General features: G+C 39.7%; 26 protein-coding genes. 24 read left to right on the top strand and 2 right to left on the bottom strand.

Features of this window, described 5'->3' with window-relative positions; genetic code table 11:
• Positions 1–88: 88 nt before the first annotated feature.
• The gene (gene mraY / locus WDY75_RS18380; protein ID WP_172963959.1) at positions 89–1,039 is read right to left on the bottom strand and encodes a phospho-N-acetylmuramoyl-pentapeptide-transferase; all 951 of its coding nucleotides are present in this window, start codon (positions 1,037–1,039) and stop codon (positions 89–91) included.
• Positions 1,040–1,737: 698 nt separating this feature from the next.
• On the opposite strand from mraY, the gene xerA reads away from it, so the two are divergent.
• The 24 genes from xerA to WDY75_RS18265 all read left to right on the top strand — a co-directional run bounded on the left by xerA (position 1,738) and on the right by WDY75_RS18265 (position 21,543).
• On the top strand, positions 1,738–2,664 hold the full coding sequence (gene xerA, locus WDY75_RS18375; RefSeq protein ID WP_338840373.1) for a site-specific tyrosine recombinase/integron integrase: 927 nt from the start codon (positions 1,738–1,740) through the stop codon (positions 2,662–2,664).
• A gap of 95 nt (positions 2,665–2,759) precedes the next feature.
• Positions 2,760–3,479, top strand: coding sequence for a metallophosphoesterase family protein (locus tag WDY75_RS18370; RefSeq protein WP_063479316.1), 720 nt, complete (start codon positions 2,760–2,762; stop codon positions 3,477–3,479).
• Positions 3,480–3,712: 233 nt separating this feature from the next.
• Positions 3,713–4,252 carry an SMI1/KNR4 family protein gene (locus WDY75_RS18365; protein ID WP_063479317.1) on the top strand — a complete coding sequence of 180 codons (540 nt, stop codon included), beginning with the start codon at positions 3,713–3,715 and terminating at the stop codon, positions 4,250–4,252.
• 229 nt (positions 4,253–4,481) lie between these two features.
• Entirely contained in the window at positions 4,482–5,015 is a 534-nt protein-coding gene (locus tag WDY75_RS18360) for a hypothetical protein (protein WP_063479318.1), read from the top strand.
• Positions 5,016–5,163: 148 nt separating this feature from the next.
• A complete protein-coding gene (locus tag WDY75_RS18355) occupies positions 5,164–5,793 on the top strand; it encodes a hypothetical protein (RefSeq protein ID WP_063479319.1) in 630 nt (209 codons plus the stop codon).
• 230 nt (positions 5,794–6,023) lie between these two features.
• Positions 6,024–6,554, top strand: coding sequence for a hypothetical protein (locus WDY75_RS18350; RefSeq protein WP_063479320.1), 531 nt, complete (start codon positions 6,024–6,026; stop codon positions 6,552–6,554).
• Positions 6,526–6,810: a hypothetical protein gene (locus WDY75_RS18345; protein ID WP_063479321.1), complete on the top strand. Its 285-nt coding sequence runs from the start codon at positions 6,526–6,528 to the stop codon at positions 6,808–6,810. The genes WDY75_RS18350 and WDY75_RS18345 overlap by 29 nt, the downstream gene beginning before the upstream one ends.
• Before the next feature lie 399 nt (positions 6,811–7,209).
• The gene (locus WDY75_RS30800; protein WP_081742828.1) at positions 7,210–7,335 is read left to right on the top strand and encodes a hypothetical protein; all 126 of its coding nucleotides are present in this window, start codon (positions 7,210–7,212) and stop codon (positions 7,333–7,335) included.
• The gene (locus WDY75_RS18340) at positions 7,332–7,586 is read left to right on the top strand and encodes a dihydrofolate reductase family protein (protein ID WP_338842213.1); all 255 of its coding nucleotides are present in this window, start codon (positions 7,332–7,334) and stop codon (positions 7,584–7,586) included. The genes WDY75_RS30800 and WDY75_RS18340 overlap by 4 nt, the downstream gene beginning before the upstream one ends.
• 274 nt (positions 7,587–7,860) lie before the next feature.
• The gene (locus tag WDY75_RS18335; protein WP_036642829.1) at positions 7,861–8,142 is read left to right on the top strand and encodes an RNA polymerase alpha subunit C-terminal domain-containing protein; all 282 of its coding nucleotides are present in this window, start codon (positions 7,861–7,863) and stop codon (positions 8,140–8,142) included.
• A 594-nt stretch (positions 8,143–8,736) separates the two neighbouring features.
• Positions 8,737–9,261 carry a phosphotransferase-like protein gene (locus tag WDY75_RS18330; protein WP_006209851.1) on the top strand — a complete coding sequence of 175 codons (525 nt, stop codon included), beginning with the start codon at positions 8,737–8,739 and terminating at the stop codon, positions 9,259–9,261.
• 197 nt (positions 9,262–9,458) lie between these two features.
• Complete coding sequence (locus WDY75_RS18325; protein ID WP_063479322.1) at positions 9,459–9,704, top strand: hypothetical protein; 246 nt, start codon at positions 9,459–9,461, stop codon at positions 9,702–9,704.
• A gap of 33 nt (positions 9,705–9,737) precedes the next feature.
• Complete coding sequence (locus WDY75_RS18320) at positions 9,738–10,013, top strand: hypothetical protein (RefSeq protein WP_156515058.1); 276 nt, start codon at positions 9,738–9,740, stop codon at positions 10,011–10,013.
• On the top strand, positions 9,976–10,224 hold the full coding sequence (locus tag WDY75_RS18315) for a hypothetical protein (protein WP_063479323.1): 249 nt from the start codon (positions 9,976–9,978) through the stop codon (positions 10,222–10,224). Before WDY75_RS18320 ends, WDY75_RS18315 begins: the two co-directional genes overlap by 38 nt.
• 164 nt (positions 10,225–10,388) lie before the next feature.
• Complete coding sequence (locus WDY75_RS18310; protein ID WP_036642810.1) at positions 10,389–10,889, top strand: hypothetical protein; 501 nt, start codon at positions 10,389–10,391, stop codon at positions 10,887–10,889.
• A 183-nt stretch (positions 10,890–11,072) separates the two neighbouring features.
• The gene (locus WDY75_RS18305; protein WP_063479324.1) at positions 11,073–11,498 is read left to right on the top strand and encodes a hypothetical protein; all 426 of its coding nucleotides are present in this window, start codon (positions 11,073–11,075) and stop codon (positions 11,496–11,498) included.
• A gap of 498 nt (positions 11,499–11,996) precedes the next feature.
• The gene (locus tag WDY75_RS18300; protein ID WP_063479325.1) at positions 11,997–12,797 is read left to right on the top strand and encodes a CPBP family intramembrane glutamic endopeptidase; all 801 of its coding nucleotides are present in this window, start codon (positions 11,997–11,999) and stop codon (positions 12,795–12,797) included.
• A 724-nt stretch (positions 12,798–13,521) separates the two neighbouring features.
• Entirely contained in the window at positions 13,522–13,938 is a 417-nt protein-coding gene (locus WDY75_RS18295) for a GNAT family N-acetyltransferase (RefSeq protein WP_063479326.1), read from the top strand.
• A gap of 985 nt (positions 13,939–14,923) precedes the next feature.
• Positions 14,924–15,472 carry a GNAT family N-acetyltransferase gene (locus WDY75_RS18290; RefSeq protein WP_063479327.1) on the top strand — a complete coding sequence of 183 codons (549 nt, stop codon included), beginning with the start codon at positions 14,924–14,926 and terminating at the stop codon, positions 15,470–15,472.
• 600 nt (positions 15,473–16,072) lie between these two features.
• Positions 16,073–16,504, top strand: a complete 432-nt coding sequence (locus WDY75_RS18285; RefSeq protein ID WP_063479328.1) for a GNAT family N-acetyltransferase — start codon at positions 16,073–16,075, stop codon at positions 16,502–16,504.
• Between the two features lie 849 nt (positions 16,505–17,353).
• Entirely contained in the window at positions 17,354–18,022 is a 669-nt protein-coding gene (locus WDY75_RS18280; protein WP_063479329.1) for an HAD family hydrolase, read from the top strand.
• Positions 18,023–18,410: 388 nt separating this feature from the next.
• Entirely contained in the window at positions 18,411–18,899 is a 489-nt protein-coding gene (locus WDY75_RS18275) for a hypothetical protein (protein ID WP_063479330.1), read from the top strand.
• A gap of 668 nt (positions 18,900–19,567) precedes the next feature.
• Positions 19,568–20,176: a sugar O-acetyltransferase gene (locus WDY75_RS18270; protein WP_063479801.1), complete on the top strand. Its 609-nt coding sequence runs from the start codon at positions 19,568–19,570 to the stop codon at positions 20,174–20,176.
• 242 nt (positions 20,177–20,418) lie between these two features.
• The gene (locus tag WDY75_RS18265; RefSeq protein ID WP_231888054.1) at positions 20,419–21,543 is read left to right on the top strand and encodes a nucleotidyltransferase domain-containing protein; all 1,125 of its coding nucleotides are present in this window, start codon (positions 20,419–20,421) and stop codon (positions 21,541–21,543) included.
• A gap of 61 nt (positions 21,544–21,604) precedes the next feature.
• Here WDY75_RS18265 and WDY75_RS18260 read toward each other — a convergent pair whose 3' ends face one another.
• On the bottom strand, positions 21,605–22,474 hold the full coding sequence (locus WDY75_RS18260; RefSeq protein ID WP_063479331.1) for a cation diffusion facilitator family transporter: 870 nt from the start codon (positions 22,472–22,474) through the stop codon (positions 21,605–21,607).
• Positions 22,475–22,613: the final 139 nt, after the last annotated feature.

The raw sequence follows: 22,613 nt of genomic DNA, 5'->3' as shown, positions 1-22,613 counted from the left end.
AAACCTAGAGGTTTTGTCCAAGTCTCTGATGAATCGCAATACACGGATGGCGATATGCTATACCGACGTTCACCCTATTTCAGAGTCCCTACATTGCATACTTTACAAGCACCCAACAGAACAGAGCCATAAACCAAGAAACAAACCCGAATACCATCACGATTTTGTTCTCGCTCCAGCCATACTTGAGACTGAAGTGGTAGTGGATAGGCGTCATCCGGAACAACCGCAGCTTGGTGCGCTTGTAATACCATACCTGCAGAATGACGGAAAGCTGTTCAGCCAAATAGATGAAGAACAGAAGCGGAATCAGAATTTCGACCTTCTCAATGACGGCCAGAAACGACAGGGACCCGCCAATGGCCAGTGATCCAGTATCACCCATGAACGCTCGGGCAGGATAAATATTATAGAGCAGCAGGCCGAGCAGACAGCCAATCATGACCAGCGAGAACATCTGCACCTCGGGTTTATCGGAGATCAGAAAGAAGAAAAAGTAGGTAGGTATCGCCACATTGATTAACAGCCCGTCCAAACCATCGGTAAAGTTGATGGCATTAGCCGACCCTACAATGAATAATAGCATGACGATGATGTATACGCTGACAGGCAGATGAAGCTGAAATCCATGGAATAGCGTGATCTCACTTGTCAGCGAGAAGGACTGGAATAACACATACAGCAGTATACCGGTAAACAGGAACTGGAGCACGAGTTTCATGCGTCCGGAAATACCGGAGGGGTCCTGCCAGGCTGCTTTTTTGAAATCATCCATAAACCCGATGGAGCTGAACAAGAGAAAGGATGAGCACAAAAAAACCGTAAGTGGCGCAGGATGAAACTGCAGTGACATGGCCACGCCAACCAGCAGAATAAGCCCAGCCATTAACGGCGTCCCGCGTTTGGCCTGATGATCGGGAGGCAGCTCGGTCCGTATCGGCTGTGTAAGCTTTAAGGTGCGTAATGCCCAGATGAGCAGTGGCGTAAAGAGTGTCACCAGCAGGAATGATAGTCCGGATACGCCCAGAATTCCGTTCATAAGATACACATCACTTTCTATCGATTTCGTATTAGTACATTGTATTTCGATGAAATGGACAAATATTCCTTCTGATTTCTAGAATTGGTAGGGTACGTCAATGGACAATTGTAATACCATGGCCGTCATTTCCCATGGAGTGTAGGGATCCCCCTTCAAGATCCACCACAAGATGGTCTCGTGAAACGAGGAGCTGCAGTAACAATTACGTATACTCTATTCTTTAGGTAAGAATGCCACTGAACGCAGATGGATATATATCTTAAGTTGTGAGTTATTCGAAGACGGCGTGTAACATCAAAATCGATTTGCTACGCTACTCGTTATCATGTTACACGGAAAGTGCAGTACGAAGATTTCGCTTGCACTGCATCTTCGTGTTTGAAGTAAGGTGAGAAATGAAGTAGCCATGGCTACTCTAATTATGGTTTAATCTATTTAATGGCTAAAAGCATTTTAAACCCCTAAATGTAATATTACTGAGTTGAATGGGGTTGGATCATAAAGGATGGACAGCACCGAAAGTATCGGGAGCTTACAACGTCGATTACGGCGATTGTGAGCTCTTTTTGCTTTCCAATAATTAGGTTGCTGCTATAATGGGAGGGTGAGAATGTACCGAATCCATTCGACAGTTGCATACACTTTTTGAAGGAACGAAGATTCATGTTGATAGCATGTTGATGAAAGAGTGCAGCTTGTTTAAGAATGAAGTTAACATGCAGGATCACATTCCAATCTATTCATGGAATGAGTCGATAAAAAGGTCTTTCGTTCATGCACTGCAGCTTCGAGGTTATAGCAAAAAAACGATAAAAGCTTATTGTAGTCAAGTCCATCGATTTGATGCTTTTGTACAGCAGCAAAATAATGGGATGGATCACGAGAAAATGATTCAGAGTTATTCCTTGCACTTGCTTCATAGGAAATGTTCCCATTCCTATGTTAATCAAGCGCTCAGCGCGATCAAATTCTACGCTCATAAAGTATTATTGCATGAGGAAACCGTCTCTTATGTTCGCCCTAAGAAAGAAAAGAAGTTGCCGAATGTGTTATCGATGAACGAAGTGATGTTAATCTTAAAAGCACTCCATAATTTAAAACATCGTGCGATCCTATACCTTACCTATTCCTCAGGATTACGGGTAGGGGAAGTGGTCCGTTTGAAAACTCAAGACATTGATTTCGAGCGAAAAACACTTCGAGTTTCTCAAGGCAAAGGTCGAAAGGACCGTCTTACGCTGTTATCCGATACAGCTATTGATATTGTTCAACCGTATTTACAACAAGAAAAGCCTGAGATGTGGATGTTCCCAGGTCAACACCCAGAGCGCCATATTACTGAACGAACTGTTCAAAAAGTGTTCGAACAAGCACGTGCTGTCTCTGGAATCCAGAAAAAGGTTAGTATTCACGCCTTACGCCATTCATTCGCCACACATCTATTGGAGAGTGGAATTGACATTCGCTTCATTCAAGAGTTGCTCGGTCATCAAAGTGTACGCACCACCGAAAGGTACACACATGTGAGTGTGAAGGACATAAGAATGATTAAAAGTCCGTTAGATCAAATGGAAGAGGAGTCGTACACTTGGTTGTTGAAGATGTGTTCACGAAGTTCGTAAACATCTCAAGAGATGATAATTTTGCGAAGTTCGTGAAAAAGACGTTCAGGTGAAATCCCCCAAGAGTTTAAAAACATTTATAGTTAGGAGATTCTATGAAGCGAATAATAATGATTAGCGATATTCATGGATGTATCGATCAATTAAATCAGATGTTGCAACTTATCAAATATAATTCGATAGATGATCAGTTGTTTTTGCTTGGTGATTATGTAGATAGAGGACCTAATAGTAAAGCAGTAGTTAATAAAGTAATCGAATTAGTAAGTATGCATAATGCCATTGCTTTACGAGGCAATCATGACCAACGATTGGTTGATTTTATAAATAATGATAGCGCATTGATTAGATCTAAATTTATTGAACATGGGGGAATACAAACTCTCCAAAGTTATTGTGATATTAATAACATTAATAACGAAATCTCTAATGAGGTATTGAACCAGGCGAAGGATAAAATTAAGACTTTTTTTGGTCACCACATAGACTTTTTAAGTGAATTACCTTTATATCACGAAGATCATGATCACATTTATGTTCATGCGGGATTGAATCCCAATTTTATAGATTGGAAGAACCAGCCAGAACATGATTTTATGTATATTAAGGATGAATTCATTCAACACACTTTTGAGGATCTAAACAAAAGAGTTATTTTTGGACATACAAGAACTATTGATATCCATGGCGCATCAGATATTTGGTTTAGTAAAGACAAGATAGGAATTGATGGCGGATGTGCATATGGAATGCAGTTGAATTGTTTAATTTTTCAAGAAGGATTGTATATAACGGAACAGATAAAGAACTGTTGAAAGTAAATCCAGGAAGTGGGTAACATCACCTAACATCATATCCACGCATCGGAGTCGAACGGCTCCTCGGTCCGCGAGAAGCATTGGCAGGGAAACAGATTCAGCGGACACATCCGCACCGACTAACCGCATCGCGGCCGCTCCCGTAGGTCGCTTAAGTCGATGGGACGTCGTGGATACAGGAACGTTATGTGAAAGTGCGAAGTCAAAATGAGAAAAAGGAGAGTTCTAGAATGAATGGACAAAGCCTCATAAAATCCCTTGTTAAAGAAAAAGAGATCCATGAAACATATGAAGTAGCATCGAAAGAAGATATAGAAAAAACAGAAAATGATTTGAATTGCAAACTACCAAAATCATATTGCGATTTTGTATCACAGTTTAGCAATGGTGCATTTATATACATGATTCAAGAAGTAAGTGCAGTAGGAGATGGAGACAAACAAATCTTGCCGATGCAGAGACTTTCTTTACAAAGAATGACTAGCGTTGAGACTCATGAAATGATTAATATTAGAGAGGGTGGATCTGTGAACGTAGACCATTTAATCCCGTTTTCTCTAGATCATAATGGAAATGCATGGTGTTTCATTGTGAATCAGATGATAGATGAAGAATACATAGTTGCTTATTTCGATAGCCACAACCCCAAATTGTATGGAATCATGGATAATTTCAATGAGTGGTTAAAGGTTTTGATAAACAATAGAGAGGAAGTTATTAGAACCATATATGACGATAATGTGATTTCTATGGAACTAGGTTTGGGATAAATACTAGTTTTAGATGGAATATTTCAGAGTACCATCACATAACACTAGATTTACGCATTGTCGCTAACGCTTCTCGGTCCGGGTAAGGTGAATCGAAGAAGTGTGCCGGATACATCTGCACTCCCTAACCGCGTCGCGGCCAGGTCTACGGCCTTTAAGGGAGTGAGACGTCGTAAATCTCTGAACGTTATGTGAAATTGCTTGAAATCAAATAAATAAAGGAGAAACTATGACCCAATTGCCAAGAAGAATCCACATCATTGGCTCTACTGGAAGTGGTAAAACTTACCTAGCTAAAAATTTATCTAAGCAATTGGACATTCCTTACTATGAACTAGACAAGGTAATGTGGAGTAGTTCAATAGAAATGGCAGGGAAAAATTCTCCTGAAGTTCGTGAGAAACTATTAAATGAAATAATAGTAAAGGACTCTTGGATTGTAGAAGGAGTTTATTACAAGTGGCTGACTGAGAGTTTCAATTTAGCAGACCAAATCATATTTTTAACACCAAATACATTTGTAAGAGACTTAAGAATAATTAATAGATTTATTAAACAAAGAATAGGCATTGAAAAATCTAATTATAGACAAACACTAAAAGGATTATTGGAAATGATTAAATGGAATCATGGATTTGAAGCGCAGAAAAAAAAGGACATCTTAGAAATATTAAAACGGTATGACTACAAATTAGCAATATTAAAGAATAATAATGACATAATCAATGAGAGTAATTCAAAGAAGCTAAGTGACCTCACATAACATAATATTCAAGCAGCGGCTCCGTTGGAGCCTTGGTCTGCGAGGTGGCTTTCGAAGAAGCATTTCAACAGACAACCCCGTTGGGGTTCATGAATACAGGAACGTTATCAGAAATAGTTGCAAAGTCAAATAAATCTAAAAAGGGAGGATGGATACCCTGCGTACATATGCAAAATATAAATCTATTTCAACTCCGATAGGTCATCATATCTTCAGATATGATACAGAGTTTCAATCAGTTAATGGTCCAGGAGAAGTATTAGGACTAATTGTAATGATGAATCCAGGTGAGGCAAGGCCCGATTCAGAGTTGCAATTTCAAAAGCTTTGTAGTACAGAGCACACAATCGATGAGTTGGAGTTAACTAAACCTGATAAAACAATGAGTAAGGCTATAAGATTGATTAAGACTGCATTCGAAATTAATAACATACCTCTACCCGAACAATATACTTTTCATGTGGAAAACTTATTTAATTTAAGGGAAAAGAAAAGTAAAAAAGCAATAAAACTTGTCAATGAATTAATGGACTATAAGGATGTTTTATTTAAGACAAGAGAATTAAATGATGAATATCAATTTGTCTTAACAGCTTGGGGAAACGTTAAAATAAATTTAGAGAAACAAAAAATTATGAATAAATATCGTAATCATTTTAAAGTTAGTAAATTTAACTTTAGAAAATCAGTATACTATTCAGATTATCCAGTTCATGTTTTATATATGAATACAGATTACTTTATTGAGGCTGCAAAGGATAAGATAAATCGCAAGTAATTCAAGTTGGCAACTACTTCTGATAACATCATATCCACGCATCGGAATCTGACGACTCCTTGGTCCGCCCGATGAGTATTGGCAGGTAAGCGTGCAGGCGGACACATCCGCACCGACTAAGCGCATCGCGCCGACTGCATTCGCAGCCTTAAGTTGGTAGGACGTCGTGGATACACGAACGTTATCTGCAATGAGCGCGGATTCAAATAAACAATAGGGATGGTCATCTAATGAGAGACTCATTTTCGCTAAGGATAACTAAAATTATAGCGGATAGAGCAGGTCATAGATGTTCTAATCCAGTCTGTAGACGAGCGACTTCAAAAGCTCATCCTAATGATCCGGAGCTTTCAGTTAATCTTGGAATTGCTGCACATATCACAGCAGCAAGCCCAAACGGCCCAAGATATGATCAAAGATTAACAACAGATGAACGTAAGAGTGCATCAAATGGAATATGGGTATGCACGAGATGTTCAAAAGAAATAGATTCTGCTGAATCGGCTTACTCTGTGGATTTATTAAGAAGATGGAAAAAGGATATCGAAGTCGCTACAGCGAGAGATACTGTAGAAATAGAAGCGGGGAAGTTACAGGCATATGAATATCAGAATGTGCTTCAAGATGCTTTTGAAGTTATATTTTCTGACCAACTATTTCGTAAACGCTCCGAAGTCAAAGTAAATGAAGGTAGAAAACGAATAGATGTGGTCTTTAGCAATGAGTCAAAACATGGATTTTTTTTATGGATTAAAAAATGACTATAATATTTTTTGTCCGAATATCGTTATTGAATGTAAAAATTACAATGATGATCTTGCTAATAGTGAAGTGGATCAACTAATTGGAAGATTAAATAAACATATCGGGAATTTTGGCATTTTAGCTGCCAGAAAGATAACAGACGATAAACTCTTAATACAGAGACTCAAGGATGCATTAAGAGATGATAAATACATTATTTATATAGTAGATCAAGATATAATAAAATTGCTTGAATTGAAAAAAAGTGGATAGAGAAATTAATGACTACATGAATAGCAAGTTCGAAGAAATTATATTGTAAACTCAATTGTTTATTAATTTTTTGTTGTAGTTCAGTATAAAAAGAAAAGTTCTATCAAACGTCGCATAACATAATATTCACGCTGCGGGCATACGCCCTTGGTCCGGCATTCGCCGGACACCCAGCATACGCTGGGTCGTGAATACAGAAACGTTATAAGAAATCGGCGAAGAGCATTTAAAATCATTTGAGTTGGTGATTTCAATGAAGGATCCAATCGTTATTGAGCGATACAGCTATAATTGGCCGAATCTATTCAATGAATTACAAACCAAGATCACGACAATGATTGGCTCTGACATACTAAGAATTGATCACCAACTGCAGTAACTGGATTAGCTGCAAAGCCCATCATTGATATTCAAATATCTGTTAAGAATTTAGTGTTCATGGAGAGTGTCGCATCCGGCCTTGCATCATTAGGCTTCCGATATCGTCTGGATAATGATGACTTGTCGGTCCGAACGCTTCTCTGATCCAGGGCGACCTCGTAGCGGCCATACGTCGGCTGAAGGTTCTGCATGAAGGGGAGATTGAAGTTGCCGGGCCGGAGTTGGCGCACAGTCTAACGGAGCTCGGTCTCGTTGATGAGTATCGCCTCTATCTCCATCCAGTCGTGCTGGGTCGCGGCAAGCCGTTCTTCGCCGGTCCGCGGCCGCCGCTGCGCCTTGTGGCAAGCGATCGAATTGGCGAGCAGGTGATCAGGTTGACCTACGTTCCAGTTTAGTTTTATGGTTGACCCAGCGGCCTAAAAAGGAACGATATAAATATAGGGAATTAACTAGGCTGCCATGAATCTGTAAAGGCAGTCTCGTTAAGCTTTAGAGCAGAATTGCTCAATAACCTGATGATATTGATGAAGCGTCCCTAGTGTCTTTTACTTCGTAAGCGCTAACCAACCAAACGGACAATTAAGCAATTTATGAGAAACTTAATAAACTCCAAAATGTTATACTTGGGAATAAAGGGTTTGCATGAAAAGGAGGACAATTACGATGGCTATTACAACCTTGAGGACTTGTAAAAATGGTCACGACTACTATAAAAGCTCTGATTGCCCAACTTGCCCTATATGTGAGGCAGAAAGAGAGATCGAAAGTGATTTTCTCTCCAAGATAGGTGCACCTGCCCGAAGGGCTCTTGAACGGAACGATATTACCTCACTCCAACGCCTGTCAGAGTATGCTGAGTCGGATATCTTGAAGCTACATGGTGTCGGTCCCAGTACGATCCCAAAGCTAAGAATGGCATTAGAGAAGTTTGGTTTATCATTTAAGAAATAGAAATAACATGTCATTCAGATTAGCCATTACTCCAGTTCGATCAATCAGAAATAACCTGTGCCTAAAGAAAAAATCTCTGAATCGTATCACAACTCATTAAGTTAACGGAATACGATAGTTCTATAATAAGACCTGAGAGCCACTCAAGAAAATGGGTGGCTCTCTTTGCCGGAGAGCTGGCTCATAATGCCGGAGACGTGGCTCTCACTCACCGGAATGCTGGCTCAATATGCTCCGGAGTATTCAGCCAAAACTGATTTCATATGGGAAATTATGAAGAAGGCGAAAAAATGGAGCCAAAAAAGCGGATGGAACCCCATTAAAACAAATTTGTAAGTGAATCGGAGAAGCGCCGACATCTTATAACGATGTATTCACGCATCGGGGCCGGCCCCTCGGTCCGCCAGATGGTTTTCGAGGAAGTGGATCAGGCGGACACACCTGCGAGGCTAAGTCCAGTCGGACCCGGTCACTTCGTGACCTTAAGCCACTCGGCGTCGTGAATACGGGAACGTTATCCGAAACCCCCTAAATCTTATAAAACATAAGAAAGAGTATATCTACATAAAACCCATGCAAAGGAAGATGAGAAACATGGATAAAGGGAGAATTATATTTTTGAATGGTATAACAAGTTCAGGTAAAACTTCTATAGTAGAAGCTATGCAATCTTACTCTGAACCATTTTTTTATGTAGTTGCCAATGATCTTTTTGAAAATACGATTGGTGATAAACATCTGCAGACAGACTACTGGAAATATCTAAGTGAAGTAATAATTATGATGTATCACACTGCAAAATTATTTTCGGATAATGGAAAGAATGTTTTAATCGATGGGATACTTGTTGAAAGGCCTGAGTTAAAGCCACATTATGATAAAGTCAAAGATATTTTTAATGGGTATCCTTTGGAAATAGTTGAGGTGTACTGTCCTTTAGATCTTTGTCGTAAACGAAATATAGAACGTGGTGATAGAAGAGAAGAACAATCAGATGAGCAAAATAAAATAATGTCACAAAACATTCGCTATAGCTGCTCAGTCGATACAAGTTTGAATTCACCAGAAGAATGTGCAGAAATTATTATTACATCATTATTCAAAAAGAACGATAAATAATCGTAAATTGTTCCAGCTCCGCGGCTGCCGCCGCTCGGTCTACCTGAGGTATTTTGAGGAAGCGGATTCAGGCAGGCACATCGATTCCCCCTAAGATAAGAGCTATCTAAGGGGAATCGACGTCAGGAACACACGAACGTTATCGGAAATTCTCATAAAATATACTGAATAAAAAAACTGTACAGGAGGTGTAAAGAATGTTCAGCATTTATGAAATATCTCAGGAAGAACATGAGATGATTATAAGAGCAAACGATCAATTTGGATTAATCTTTGAAGTATGTTTAGAGGCAATAGAGTTATCTTGGACATTTACTAAAAATTATCAGATCAGTGCCTGGATATTTGCTGGTTTTTTATCTCAAACCAATAATTCATTGTATTTAGCGATTTTATCATTAATTAGAAAGCATACTGTTCAAACAAGCTTTAATTTACGTTAATCAATTGAGTCTTCAGTATTGGCGTGTTATGCATTGTATAATCCTAAAATTGATAGTTTTGCTATCAAAAATGATCAAGGTTCAATGGTAGAGAAATCAGGAGTAAAATCAAAAGCAAATAAATGGATTGAAAATAATTATAAAGACATGTCTGATACAATTCATGTGTATAAAAAGCAGATTAATAGTAAATTCGCGCATTCTAGTATCTTAAGTGCATTTGGAAATTTTGAATTGAGTGAAGAACACTATCAAGGAGTTTCTTGGATATTTGATAGAACTGAATTTTCAACTACTAAGTTTGGTTAACCTTGTTCTTATACAGGTTGAAATGTTTTATAGAGTAATTAGAGATTATCCCATAGTTGGAATTGTTGATGACTTTACTTTCCGTTATGAAAAGATACATGGTACAGTGACTTTATTAAATGACTTTTATAAATTGATTGCTGAAGAACTTGCTAAAGGGGAAGTAGTTGAAATACCTATCTTACGTACATTGAATGAAGAAGAAACATGAGAACATCCGATAACATAATATTCAAGTAGCGGCTCCGGTGAAGCCTAAGTCTTCTGGAAGAATTTCGAGGAGGAATTTCAGCAGACACATCCTACTAAGTCGGACGTCATGAATACAGGAACGTTATGTGAAATCAACATAAAAAAATTGAAAGAGTGGTATGAATGACTGGATGCAGATTTTTATTCATTTCTTCTAATGGAGATAAGATTATAAAGATCTCCCAACCCAAAAATCACAAATATAAGTCTGTACCTCAATTAGCAAATCAGAATGTACTTGAGGTCATTTTATTTTACAAAAATAAAGACAGGAAGCCACATCAATTGCTTACCATCGAATTTGACCGATTCCGATTAGATTCCAATGGCAATTATGAAGAAACAGAAGTAGATAGGAAAAGAGCTTTTCATAATTTCTTTGCTTTTGGAATGCCGAGTTTACTCGAAGGAGTAGAAGTCGATGATAAACCATTACCTATACCTGTTGCTCCTATAGTTCCAACCGATAGTGAGAAAAGATCATTATACAGTTACATAAATGAGAAGTTACCTAATTTAGCTGCTGCTGCCCCGTATGTTGTTGAGAGTAAAATTAAAGCATCGAGAGAGAAATACGAAGAGTTTAAAACCATGGCAAAGAAATCAAAGAACCGACTTAAGTAGTTAGAAGATGATGCTGACATCACATAACATTATATTCACGCATCGGGCATACGCCCTCGGTCCAGCAGGGAGATTTCGGGAAAGCAGAAGCAGAGCCGGACACACCCAGCATTCGCTGGGCGTCGTGAATACGGGAACGTTATGTGAAATCGATGAGAAAATGTAAAGAGGGAATAAACCATAATGATTATAAAAGATATAAAAAAACTTGAAGGAAGCTGCTACATAGAAGTGTTGCCAGGCAAATACCTAAATAAATGCTGGAATGATAGTTCTATTTTTTTCACTGAAGAAGATTTCGCACTACTTGAAAAATCAATAGAGAAGGAATTTGAAACTTATGATCATTGTGCATTTAATGAGATTCCAAAAGAGACTTGGATAAAGATCTTGACAAAATTAGATGAGCTTAATCTTCTAATAAAAGAACAACCTAGCATTGAATTACTAAGAACATATGTAGAATGTTTATATGAATGCACTGAAGAAGATTTTATAAATAACTACGAAGCAAATCTCAAAAAATTAAAAGTAATGATATTGGACTTTAAAACATGGATTAAAGAAAATTTAAAAGAAAATGAATATATTTCAATATTGGGGATATAGGGCTTAGAGTATTCAAGGAAGTAATCTACATCACATAACAAAGTATCTACGCTGGAGAGCGATTCAGCAGACAACCCTGCGAGGCTAAGTCCGTTGGACCCGGTAGCTACGCTATCTTAAGCCTTTCGGGTTCGTGAACACAGAGAACGTTAACTGAAATACCCTAATGCTTGTAAACCAATCTATGAAGACCAAAGATTGTTCAACAAGAAGCAAACCAATACTTGAGACGTTATTTTAAATATAGGAAGATCGATTTCGTATCTTGAAACTCATCGCTTGCAAGGGTTACCTGGATACGGTTTTTGTCTTTTTAAGGAATGTAGCAATATAAGTCGAATTATTTCAGGAAGATATTGGATTTTTGGTTGAGGGCGTATCTGATAAGGGACTGACTAGACGAAATTTGAAATGGCAGAAAGCAAACATTAGGTGATAAAAGTCAAAGCGTCCATCCGTCAAAATTAATGTATTTGCAAAACGTGAGGTGAAGAAGTCGTGACTGACAAAAAAATCATAGTACAATTTACGCTGCTGACATTTTGCATAGCCTATCTTGTGTCAGGTGCTTTGATTACTCTTGGGCAATTCGGATTTTCGGTTCACTCTTCGGTTCAATCGTTACAGCAGTTTGGGATGAATATTCCTTTTGCAATCTATATTTTGTCGCCCGCTATTGCTTCATATATCGTTCTGAAGAAAAATAACAAAATAGCAGATTTTAAGGAATGGTTGAAAACTGTTTTTTACGCCAAAAATAACACATTTCTTTATTTATTCGTTGTTGCAGGGCTTGCGCTGTATTTTTTGATACATCTTGCAGTTTCAGGCCGCACTGATACGGTTCTTCCACTTTATATGTTCTTCCTTGCCCTGCCTGGCAACCTTATTATCGGTGGCTTGGAGGAAGCTGGCTGGACGTACATATTGCAGCCGGGGTTTAACAAGAAATATGGTTATGTATTATCATCTCTTTATGTTGGAATCATTTGGCTTTTGTGGCATGTCCCTCTCTTCTTCATTCCAGGGACGGGTCACTACGAGGGCCTCATTGACTTCTGGATGTTTGCAGTTCAACTCATTGCGTTTCGGTTTTTATACGGGGCAATCTACAAAATATCAGGCATAAGCCGTGTGTTTATGTGCGTATTATGCCATACCATGTTCAATGCGGCAAGCTCCGTCTTTGGCATCCTGCCTATGACTTGGGCGGGAACTATTGCCGCAAATGCTGTGATTGTTCTTGTTTCAATTGTAACCGTTGTGATATACGACAAAAAGAGCAGGCGAATAGTATAAGTGTTTTTTCCATTATGCCTTAGTCCAACAATGTGAAAGTACAACTTGCAGAATTACTCGCAAATCAGGCCGTTACGCCTATCCAGCTAGTCAATGGACGAGTAGTATTTTGCTGACGCAAAATCTCCACTCTTAAACCATTGACTGGCTGGATCCTTGCCGTACCATTGCGCCGCCGACAACGGCGTTTTCACGGCAACGCTAACAGAGCGTATAAGACACTACACTTTGCTCTACAAAGTCGTGTGCCAATGGGCAAGCCCCTTTGGAAACCCCAACAATAATTTCAGGAAGATAATGGATGGTTGGATGGACGCGTATCTAGATAATGTCTGTTTGTAAGGGGTACTTTGATTTGATTGTGCGTTGGTTAGAAAACAATGAAATAGTATAAAGGTCAAAGAAATTAAAAGACATTTGAAAAGCTTGTAAGAACATAGAAATAAGGACGTATACAGGCATATGGAATAATCGAATAAGAGGGCACATCAGTTAACACCGTATTCCTGCTGCGGATTCTAAGAGATCCTTGGTCGCCAAGAGGATTTTCAAGGAAGCTCAATCAGGCGACAAACCTGCAAGGCTAAGTGGCGGAGCCACCCGGTTGGGATTGATCGCTGCACATGGATCAATCGAGCAATCTTAAGCCTTTCGGGATCAGGAATACAATAACGTTATGTGAAATTCCTGAAAGAACTAAACTCATAGAAATCAGGTGAAATCCATGATTAACCTAATGGACTATAAAGATCGAAAGGAAATAATGAATTTGCTAGCTGAATGTATGTATCCAGATAATAACCGAGTAATTCAAGAATATGAACGATATAAGAATGATAAATCAAGAATATTACTGGGAAGAATGGAAAATCATGAATTAGTCGGACTTATCGGAATTATTTATCAAACAGATTATGAAATTGAATTAAAACATATAGCAATAAAATCTAACAATAGAAGAAAAGGATTAGGAAAGAAATTAATAATGGAATTTATGGAAGAGAATCTTATAAGAAGAATGGAAGCCGAAACCGATAAGAATGCAGTGAACTTTTACAGAAAGATCGGTTTTAACATTACAAGTTTAGGAGAGAAGTATCCTGGAGTAGAACGATTTAAATGCACATTGAATAAGGAATGATTTTGAAAGTATATTCAGGAAGTCAGGAACTTCACATAACAACATGTTCCCACTTCGGTTCCTACGGAACCTTGGTCTGCCCGAGGAATTTCGAAGAAGTAGAAGCAGCCAGACAACCCTGCACCACCTAACCGCATCGCGGCCGGGAAGTTCGTCCCTTAAGGTGGTGAGGGTTCGTAGATACAGAAACGTTATCTGCAAGATATTGCCCCAAAGGGACATTTTGAGAGCTATACATTCGCAACGTCCCGTTGCTTGGAGAAAGGAAGGATATATTGGAAGTTATTATTATGTTGGCAGTGAATCTAGTAATTGGTATCTTTAGTGTGAAAATTGGAATGGACAACTCTAGGAACAATCAACAAATGAAAGAAATGATAGAAGAATTACGAGAGATTAAAGAAATTTTAAGGGATCGAAACTGATTATAACGATTTAAATAACGAGATGTTAGGATGATCTAAATAACAAAGCTTAGAATACAGATGAAGCCCTAAATACATATAAAAACTAGATAAAGCCATTACGAAGAATACAAGACTATAAACAGTCAAAAAACTATATAATTTTACCGAGACAATGGCTTTTAAGCTATAAAGTCTGAAAAGACATCAAATTCAAATAGGTCTATAAAGAGAATAAGGCTGTGGCCGACGTCCTGTCTTGATTCGGAGAAGTGGGGCAGATCCAGCAGATAACACCGTTTTCCAGCTTCGCGGTTATCACCGCTCGGTCCGCCCGAGGTTATAGAAGTTAACTCACAATGATGGAATTCAGCGGCGAAGAAGTAGGGCAGGCGTACACATCTGCAAGGTTAAGTGGCGGAACCACCCGGCTTCAGTACATGCTTCGCATATGGATTGAGGCAGCTTAAGCCTTTCGACGTCAGGAACACATAAACGTTATATGACATACTGCTAGATAAAATCTATTATTATAACTGTGGGCTAAAATAATTACCTATCTAAGTACACGGAGGGGAAATATGCTATACGGACAACGAGTAACATTAAGGCCTGTTGTTGAAGAAGATTGGGAACTGCGATACGAATGGCTGTCCGATCCTGTAGTTAACCGAACGTTACCATCAGGAAGTGGTATGCCCCTAACACCGGAAGTGGTTAGAGAACGTACCCGGAGTTACGCGCAAACAGATCCATCAGCTGTCTATTTTACCATAATAAAAGAAGACGGCATCGCGATTGGCAGTACCCAATTGTTTAAAATCCATCCTTGGTCCAAGCATGCTGAATTTGGTATTTGGATTGGGAACAAAATGGTATGGGGGAAAGGTTATGCTACAGAAGTGACAAGTGTTGTTCTGGATTTTGCGTTCGAGCGTTTAAACCTTCATAAAGTGTATTTGACTGTAGACGCTGATAATCCTGGTGCTATTCGGAGTTATGAAAAGGCTGGTTTCAAGAAGGATGGCATACTAAGAGACGAAGTCTATAAAAATGGTCAATATGTCGATCGTATATTGATGAGTATTTTGAAACATGAATATTTAAAGCTATCTAATTGTTTCGAATAACCAAGCGTGTAGGATACTTGAAAAAGGGATTATGGCGGTGGAGAGATATGGTTTGATGATATATTAATCCGCAAAGATGGAATGTTTATTCCTGATATTTTAAAAGGATTAAATCCTGAAAACTTAAAGTGATGATATTGACTTCATATTTACATCCTTTACTTAGAAGACCCCTTCAAAAGTATAGAAAGTTCTAAATAATCCATTTTCTCTTTTTTGGGCTACATAAAAAAAATGGAGAACTAGGGTCTATCTTTGCAAAATCAGATATTTAGTGAAGACATTGGTAGTAATTTCACTATTGTACGTTTTCATAGATTAAGAGAATTAGAAGAGACATGGATAAGATAGAGGAGTTTGAAGAAGGGCTCATTATTAGAAAAGTGTAATCGAAGAAGGCAGATACATCGCCTAACACAGTATCTACACTGCGGACTACGCCCTTGGTTCGCAAGATGAGGTAGTCAGGGAAGTAGAATCAGCTCACAACCCTGCGAGGCTAAGTCCGTTGGACCCGGTCGCGTTGCTCCCTTAATCCCCTCGGGTTCGTGAATACACAAACGTTACGTGAAATAAGCCTAAATACAGAGGAGAATGTGAATGATAATTCGTGAAGCTGAAACAAAGGACGCCGGAGCGATTGAACGACTATATAAAGAATTGCTTCCAAACAACACAAAAATAAAAGTGTTGGAAGATAGAATAGAAGAAGTTAAACAAAATCCTAATAGTTTCTTGTTCATTTGCGAAGTAGACCAAGAGATCGTTGCAACTGCACATCTGCATCTATGTTTAGATGCGTTGATAGAGTCACAACCTTTTGGGGTTGTAGAACGTGTAGTTGTATCTGGAAACAGACAAGCTCAAGGTTATGGATCGCTCATTATGAAGCATATTGAAGATCTGTGTATTTCAAGGGATTGCGTTAAGGTCTTTTTAACCAGCGGAGCTTCGAGGAAGCAAGCACACGAGTTCTATACAAAGTTAGGTTATGACGGTGATTCGAGTAAAGCCTTTAAGAAGTACTTATAATTTTTGAAAGTTTTTCGAAGATGAGGCAGACATTACATAACACCATATTCCCGCAGCGGGGCGTTTGCCCCTTGGTGCGCCAAGAGCGAAGGGATTTCACTGCGGAGAGAATTCAGAGGTACAGGGAAGCGTTGGCGGACAACCCTGCGAGCCTAACCGCGTCGCGGTCCGGCCCTTCGGGCCTTAAGGTTCTCGGTTCGGGAATACATAAACGTTATGTGAAATCCTTGTAAAATCATTAAGAGAAGGAGATTAAATGAGATATTTAATAGTATCAATAATTTTATTTTCTCTTATTACAGTTGGCTGTAACAATAATAATGAAATCGATTTTAATCAATTAGTAGATTCATTAGTTAAAGCGGAAAAGACCATGAATAGTAAAGAGCTAGTTACTACTACTGCAACGAGTTCGAGTAACTAATGAACAAGCAAAAGAATTAGTCTTTGATTTCTTTGATGAAATAGAAAGAGGAATTACAGATTTAAACCTGTTTAGAAAAAGCTATCAAATTAATTTTGATATAAAGTCAGAAAAAGATGGAGATATAATATATAAAGGGCAAAGAAATAAAGGTGAAGAGCAGATTTGGTGGCAGTTCTAGAAGACAAGGCATCGTATAACAGTATATTCACGCTTCGGCAGAAAAGCTGCCTCGGTCCGGCATGAAGTTAGAAGTGATTCCGTGAGGCATTTCAGTTGCAGGGAAGCGCAATCACCGGACACATCCGCACCGACTAAGCGCACATCGAGCCCGGCGACATTCGTCGCTTTGAGTCGGTGGGACGTCATGAATACAGGAACGTTAGGCGAACATCACTGAAACGCATTGAAAGGCGGAAAAACATATGATTCGATCAATTATCTTTGATCTTGATGGTACTATATTAAACCGTAACAGTTCACTATATGAATTCATTGTCGATCAATATGAACGGATCATAAAGAAGGCTAAGAATATAGATAAGGAGAGCTACATTAATCGCTTTATTGAACTGGATAATCGGGGATATGTTTGGAAGGATAGAGTCTACCAGGAATTAATAAAGGAATTTGATCTGCAACTTGATTGGAATGAGTTATTAGCTGATTATAAAAATGGATTTTGTAAGTATGCTAGACCATTTCCAAATACCTTTGAAATACTTGAAAAGCTCAAAGAACAAGATTACAAGCTTGGGATGATCACTAATGGATTCAGTGATTTTCAATCTAGTAATATCCACGCTTTAGGAATACAGAAGTACTTTGAGGTGATATTGATCTCTGAGGTAGAGGGCCTTAGAAAACCTGACCCAGCCATATTTCTTAGAGCAGCTGATTTGATGAAAGTATTACCTGAGGAATGTGTATATGTAGGTGATCATCCAATTAATGATGTCACTGCGAGTAAGAATGCTGGTATGAAGGGGATCTGGAAGGAGGATACTTATTATACAGATCAATTTGAATATGATGGACTAGTAAGAGATTTGCTAGAAATCGAAACAATTATAGAACAATGGAATTGCGAGTAATACAAGGAAGTAGTGATCTTCGTATAACAATGTGTTCACTCATAGGCAGTCAAACTGCCTCGGTCCCGGAAGAAAAATCGGAGAAGTGATCGCTGGGACACATCCATTCACCCAACCGCATCGCGGCCGGCCGAGATCGAACAAATTTTGTGATATTCCAATTGAACTCCGCCTAACATAGTATTCACGCAGCGTCCCCTAACGGCTCCTTGGTCTGCAAGAGGTGATTCGAAGAAGTGAATCGTCAGACAATCCTGCGAGGCTATGTGCTGCGCACCCAGTCACTGATCGCTCTTTTAAGCCTCTCGAATTGAATGTAAGAACGTTATGTGATACCTTCAAAAAAAGATTGATATGTATGAGGGTTAAAAGACAAGGAGTGGAAATTATGTTTGAAAAAAGAAGGCATATTCATATAGGTGCAGAAGGATGGGCAGATGATGTAGAAGATGCTCAGGTGGATGTAGTCGTCACATTCCCTGATTCAACAAAATGGATTTCAAATTTTTATACCATCAAATGTATTGAATCAATTAGAAAAGATTATTTGCAAAATGGACATTGTTTAAACGGGGCATATTGGTGCGGATCTTCTCCAGTAGTCATTGTAGATAATATAAGCCGTGAAAGAATAGAACAAGTAGTTGATGAACTAATTGAGAATGCCGGATTTCAATATGTATTTGAATATTTTGGTGCAGTTCGAGAAGAAGATATTAGCCGATCCGAATACCCTGGAAATTTTTTTGATGAAGAATCTAAAATAGATTCTTCTTATGTATCTTATTATGCAAGTCAGTTGGTACAAATGTTAGAGCAATCAAGTGAAAAAGTTAGACAAACAATAATGAAAGACATATTTAGGGTGTCTCAATGAAGACGAGGATTTCGGATAACACGATATTCGCACTGCAGGCCAATTTCACCATCTGGTATGAGGAAAGTCGGAGTAAAGCTAATTGAATATCCTCGAGCCTCCTTTACAAAATGATGAAAATGACCTCATTTCAAAAAGCTGGGGAAGTATGCTGGGGTGTAGCATTTAACGAAAACTTATTTGACAGATTTTCTGAAATTCTCGATTATTTATTGCCTGTAATTAAAGACAACAGAGACATCTGCACTGACTAACTGCCGACAAACCACTCAGGCTTTCGGCCTTGAAGTTGATGAGACATCGTGAATGTCGAAATGGCATGAGAAGTGTAAAGCTACAGATAACATAGTATTAACATATCGATACATATAGGCCTCTTAATCTACAGAAGCTTATTCGGAGAAGCATGAGCAGCAGATAACCCTGCGAGGCTAAGTCTTCGACACGGCGCTAAAGTCGATCGAAAATGCAGAATAGACGATGAAAGGTCCGGCAAATAGAAATATGGCCGGACCTTCTTCATTGGTCATGACACCACCATAGGAAGCTGATACTGGATAACCGTGTTGAGGAGACCGCTTTATCCAGCGGATTTAAGCGCAAGCGGCTTATTTGGTACAATAGCATGGACCAACATCATTTACATAAAGGAGATTATAGAAGAAATGATGAACCATAAAGAGAGAATGCTGGCTGGTCTTCCGTATAAAGCATGGATGGATGGACTTGCTGAAGAACAATTAGCGAACAAGAAGAAGATCCGCGAATATAATCTATGTCCTCCCGAGGAGAAGGAGAGAATAGATGAGATTATGAGAAGCATTCTGGGAAAAGCCGGATCAAATCTTAATATTTTACCGCCTTTTCATTGTGACTATGGCAAAAATATTGAGGTTGGGAATAACTTTATGTCCAACTTCAATTGTACGATCCTGGATGTAGGCAGGGTGACGATTGGGGATAACGTCATGTTTGGCCCCAATGTATCCATCATCACGGCTGGACATCCGATTCATCCGGATTCTAGAAACTCAGGATATGAGTATGGGATCCCCATTACCATAGGCGACAGCGTCTGGATAGGTGCTAACGTGGTCGTTAATCCGGGTGTAACCATCGGTCATAACGTAGTCATCGGATCAGGCAGCGTGGTTACCAAAGACCTGCCGGACAACGTGATCGCTGTCGGGAATCCGTGCAGAGTCTTAAGAACGATTACGGAAGAGGACCGACCGTATTATTATAAAGATAGGAAATTCGACGTGGAAGACTACTAAAGTGCGCTAGGATCACGCTGTTGGAGGAGGTTTATCCTCCTTGCTAAGGCGTTCATAAAAGAGTGATGCACATTAGGCTCGACTAATATGCATCACTCTTTTTTACATGTCTGCTCATTTTGCTCATTGGCTTTTTATTACGGAGTGTAAAATTAAACTATACTTGAAGTTTCCCTTAAGATGTTCGAATCCGTTCTGTTATCATAGAGCAAGCCATTCGAATTTGAAAGGGGGGAATCCTGGTGTTACATATAATGGACGTCGCTGAAACGTTGGTGGATCATATCAAAAATAATTATCCACAGGATATCGCAATTGTTGCCTATTACGGATCATACTCACAGGGCACGGCTACCAAGCGATCGGATCTGGATTTTTTCTTCATACCGGCCACGCCAAAAGGTTATCGTGCAAGTATACAGTTTGTTATGCAAGATATCAGCTTCGATTTCTGGCCGATCAGCTGGGAACGTGCCGAACGCATGGCAACCTATCAGGAAACGAACACCTCCATCATCGCGGACTCGATTCTGCTGTATTCGCGGAGCGATGAGGATCTGTCACGCTTTAAGAAGCTGCAGCAAACGATTATCGATATGCCTCCGAGCCAGCAGTCGTTTATTAATAAAGCCGAAGAACAGTTACGTGCCGTGTATCTTCATTTGTATAAGCTCGGGAAGGCGCCATACGAGGGAAACATCACATACTACCGCAATGAAGCTCATGATGTACTAATCCAGGTGCTTTCGAGTCTGGCACTTCTCAATAGAACCTATCTCAAGAGCGGCTGGGGCAAGAACCAAAGCCAGATCATGAATTTTGCGCTAAAACCCGCCCGTTTGGAAGAACAGATGGATTACATCATGTGTGCAGATTCGGCAGAGAGCATTCGCGATGCATGCGAACATCTCGTCGAGAGTATGCTTTCGTTATTGATCGAGGAGAAAGCTGGGCTAACGGGGCAGCCCTCTTATCCGGACCGAATGAAGGGATTTTATGAAGAGTTGAAGGGGATTTTGGATAAACTCAAGACGGCCTGTGAAACTGGGAATTATCCAATCGCCTACTTCTGGTCGATTGGTGCCCAAGATGAGATCGCCCGTTTTATTTATTACGCTGAACATGGGTATTGGCCGACCTCATTAGATTCAAGTCTGAACTATCAACAGGTTTATCTCAGCAAAGGGCTGCCGGATTTGGTGTCAGTGCTGGATCCCGGCAATTTCGCTCCGCTTCACGAAGCGGTTCTATGCCTGGAATCGGGTCTGGAGAAACTCCTAATCGAGGAGGGAGTTACCATCATTCGTTATGAGACGCTGGAGCAATTTAAGCTTGATCTTGAAAAATCGCTCGAAGACGCAAAATAGACAAAACAAGGTCCGGCCAGTGTAGATACGGCCGGACCTTGTTTTGTCGTCTGTTGGAAGCTTAATTCGGTTCGATATGAACATGAACATCATAAACACCGTGCGTTTCTTTTAACTCATGCTCCACTTGATCCGAGATATCGTGAGCAACCCGGATATCCAGATTTGATTTTACGAGAATAACGATATCGACAACTGTGTTGCTGCCATAATTTCTTGCACGAATGTCTTTGACTCCCTTTACTCCATAAACCTGCTTCACCGTTTCTCTGTAACTCTTAATGATGTTCTCATCGAATCCATCGGTTAAATGGTGAGAGGCATCGCGGAAGATATCCCATGCGGTTTTGCATATCAGAAAGCCGACCAGGACGGCAGTTAGCGGATCAAGCCATGGCACATGAAATTGAGCGCCAACAATACCGACAACCGTACCGATGCTGACCCAGGCATCCGAGAGGTTATCCTTGGCGGCTGCCATAACGGCTTGACTGTTTATTTTCGTTGCGAGTCGTTTGTTATAGCGATAAACCATAAACATCACAATAGCACAGAAGATACCGGTCCACGCGGATATGAGATCAGGGGACTCATGATTTCCTTCAAATACGGAAGATATGGCCCCGTACAATACTTGGATACCTACAGCCATCATAATAAAGGAAGCGATTAAGGACGCCACCGTCTCCGCTTTCCAGTGTCCGTAGGGGTGATCCCGGTCAGCCGGTTTTTGTGACAATCGAAGTCCGATCAAGACTGCAATGGAGGCCACGATGTCCGTGGCGTTATTTAATCCGTCCGCCCGCAGGGCCTCGGAGTTCGCGGTATAGCCTATGAACAGTTTGATTGCAGATAAACATATATAAGCAATGATACTGATAATGGCACCTTTTTCACCTAATTTTAAATCATTGAAACGTTGTTGCTCCACATCTAGCCGACTCCTTCCGCACGCCCCTGAATAGTACCTGACTATATTACCAAGCTGATTATGGGTGGGTCTAGAGCAACGTTTTTTCCTCTCTCTTAATAAGTGACAAGGGGCAAAAAGAGTTGCACCAGACTAAGAA

Source organism: Paenibacillus glucanolyticus (genome assembly GCF_037333485.1).
GTDB lineage: Bacteria > Bacillota > Bacilli > Paenibacillales > Paenibacillaceae > Paenibacillus_AQ > Paenibacillus_AQ glucanolyticus.
This window is presented reverse-complemented; position numbering and strand designations above follow the sequence as displayed.

What these genes read in the sequence shown, in the direction of transcription:
- mraY (WP_172963959.1), bottom strand. Translation starts at nt 1,039, where the DNA reads ATGAACGGAATTCTGGGCGTATCCGGACTATCATTCCTGCTGGTGACA.
- WDY75_RS18370 (WP_063479316.1), top strand. Translation starts at nt 2,760, where the DNA reads ATGAAGCGAATAATAATGATTAGCGATATTCATGGATGTATCGATCAA.
- WDY75_RS18365 (WP_063479317.1), top strand. Translation starts at nt 3,713, where the DNA reads ATGAATGGACAAAGCCTCATAAAATCCCTTGTTAAAGAAAAAGAGATC.
- WDY75_RS18360 (WP_063479318.1), top strand. Translation starts at nt 4,482, where the DNA reads ATGACCCAATTGCCAAGAAGAATCCACATCATTGGCTCTACTGGAAGT.
- WDY75_RS18355 (WP_063479319.1), top strand. Translation starts at nt 5,164, where the DNA reads ATGGATACCCTGCGTACATATGCAAAATATAAATCTATTTCAACTCCG.
- WDY75_RS18350 (WP_063479320.1), top strand. Translation starts at nt 6,024, where the DNA reads ATGAGAGACTCATTTTCGCTAAGGATAACTAAAATTATAGCGGATAGA.
- WDY75_RS18345 (WP_063479321.1), top strand. Translation starts at nt 6,526, where the DNA reads ATGGATTTTTTTTATGGATTAAAAAATGACTATAATATTTTTTGTCCG.
- WDY75_RS18330 (WP_006209851.1), top strand. Translation starts at nt 8,737, where the DNA reads ATGGATAAAGGGAGAATTATATTTTTGAATGGTATAACAAGTTCAGGT.
- WDY75_RS18325 (WP_063479322.1), top strand. Translation starts at nt 9,459, where the DNA reads ATGTTCAGCATTTATGAAATATCTCAGGAAGAACATGAGATGATTATA.
- WDY75_RS18310 (WP_036642810.1), top strand. Translation starts at nt 10,389, where the DNA reads ATGACTGGATGCAGATTTTTATTCATTTCTTCTAATGGAGATAAGATT.
- WDY75_RS18305 (WP_063479324.1), top strand. Translation starts at nt 11,073, where the DNA reads ATGATTATAAAAGATATAAAAAAACTTGAAGGAAGCTGCTACATAGAA.
- WDY75_RS18295 (WP_063479326.1), top strand. Translation starts at nt 13,522, where the DNA reads ATGATTAACCTAATGGACTATAAAGATCGAAAGGAAATAATGAATTTG.
- WDY75_RS18290 (WP_063479327.1), top strand. Translation starts at nt 14,924, where the DNA reads ATGCTATACGGACAACGAGTAACATTAAGGCCTGTTGTTGAAGAAGAT.
- WDY75_RS18285 (WP_063479328.1), top strand. Translation starts at nt 16,073, where the DNA reads ATGATAATTCGTGAAGCTGAAACAAAGGACGCCGGAGCGATTGAACGA.
- WDY75_RS18280 (WP_063479329.1), top strand. Translation starts at nt 17,354, where the DNA reads ATGATTCGATCAATTATCTTTGATCTTGATGGTACTATATTAAACCGT.
- WDY75_RS18275 (WP_063479330.1), top strand. Translation starts at nt 18,411, where the DNA reads ATGTTTGAAAAAAGAAGGCATATTCATATAGGTGCAGAAGGATGGGCA.
- WDY75_RS18270 (WP_063479801.1), top strand. Translation starts at nt 19,568, where the DNA reads ATGAACCATAAAGAGAGAATGCTGGCTGGTCTTCCGTATAAAGCATGG.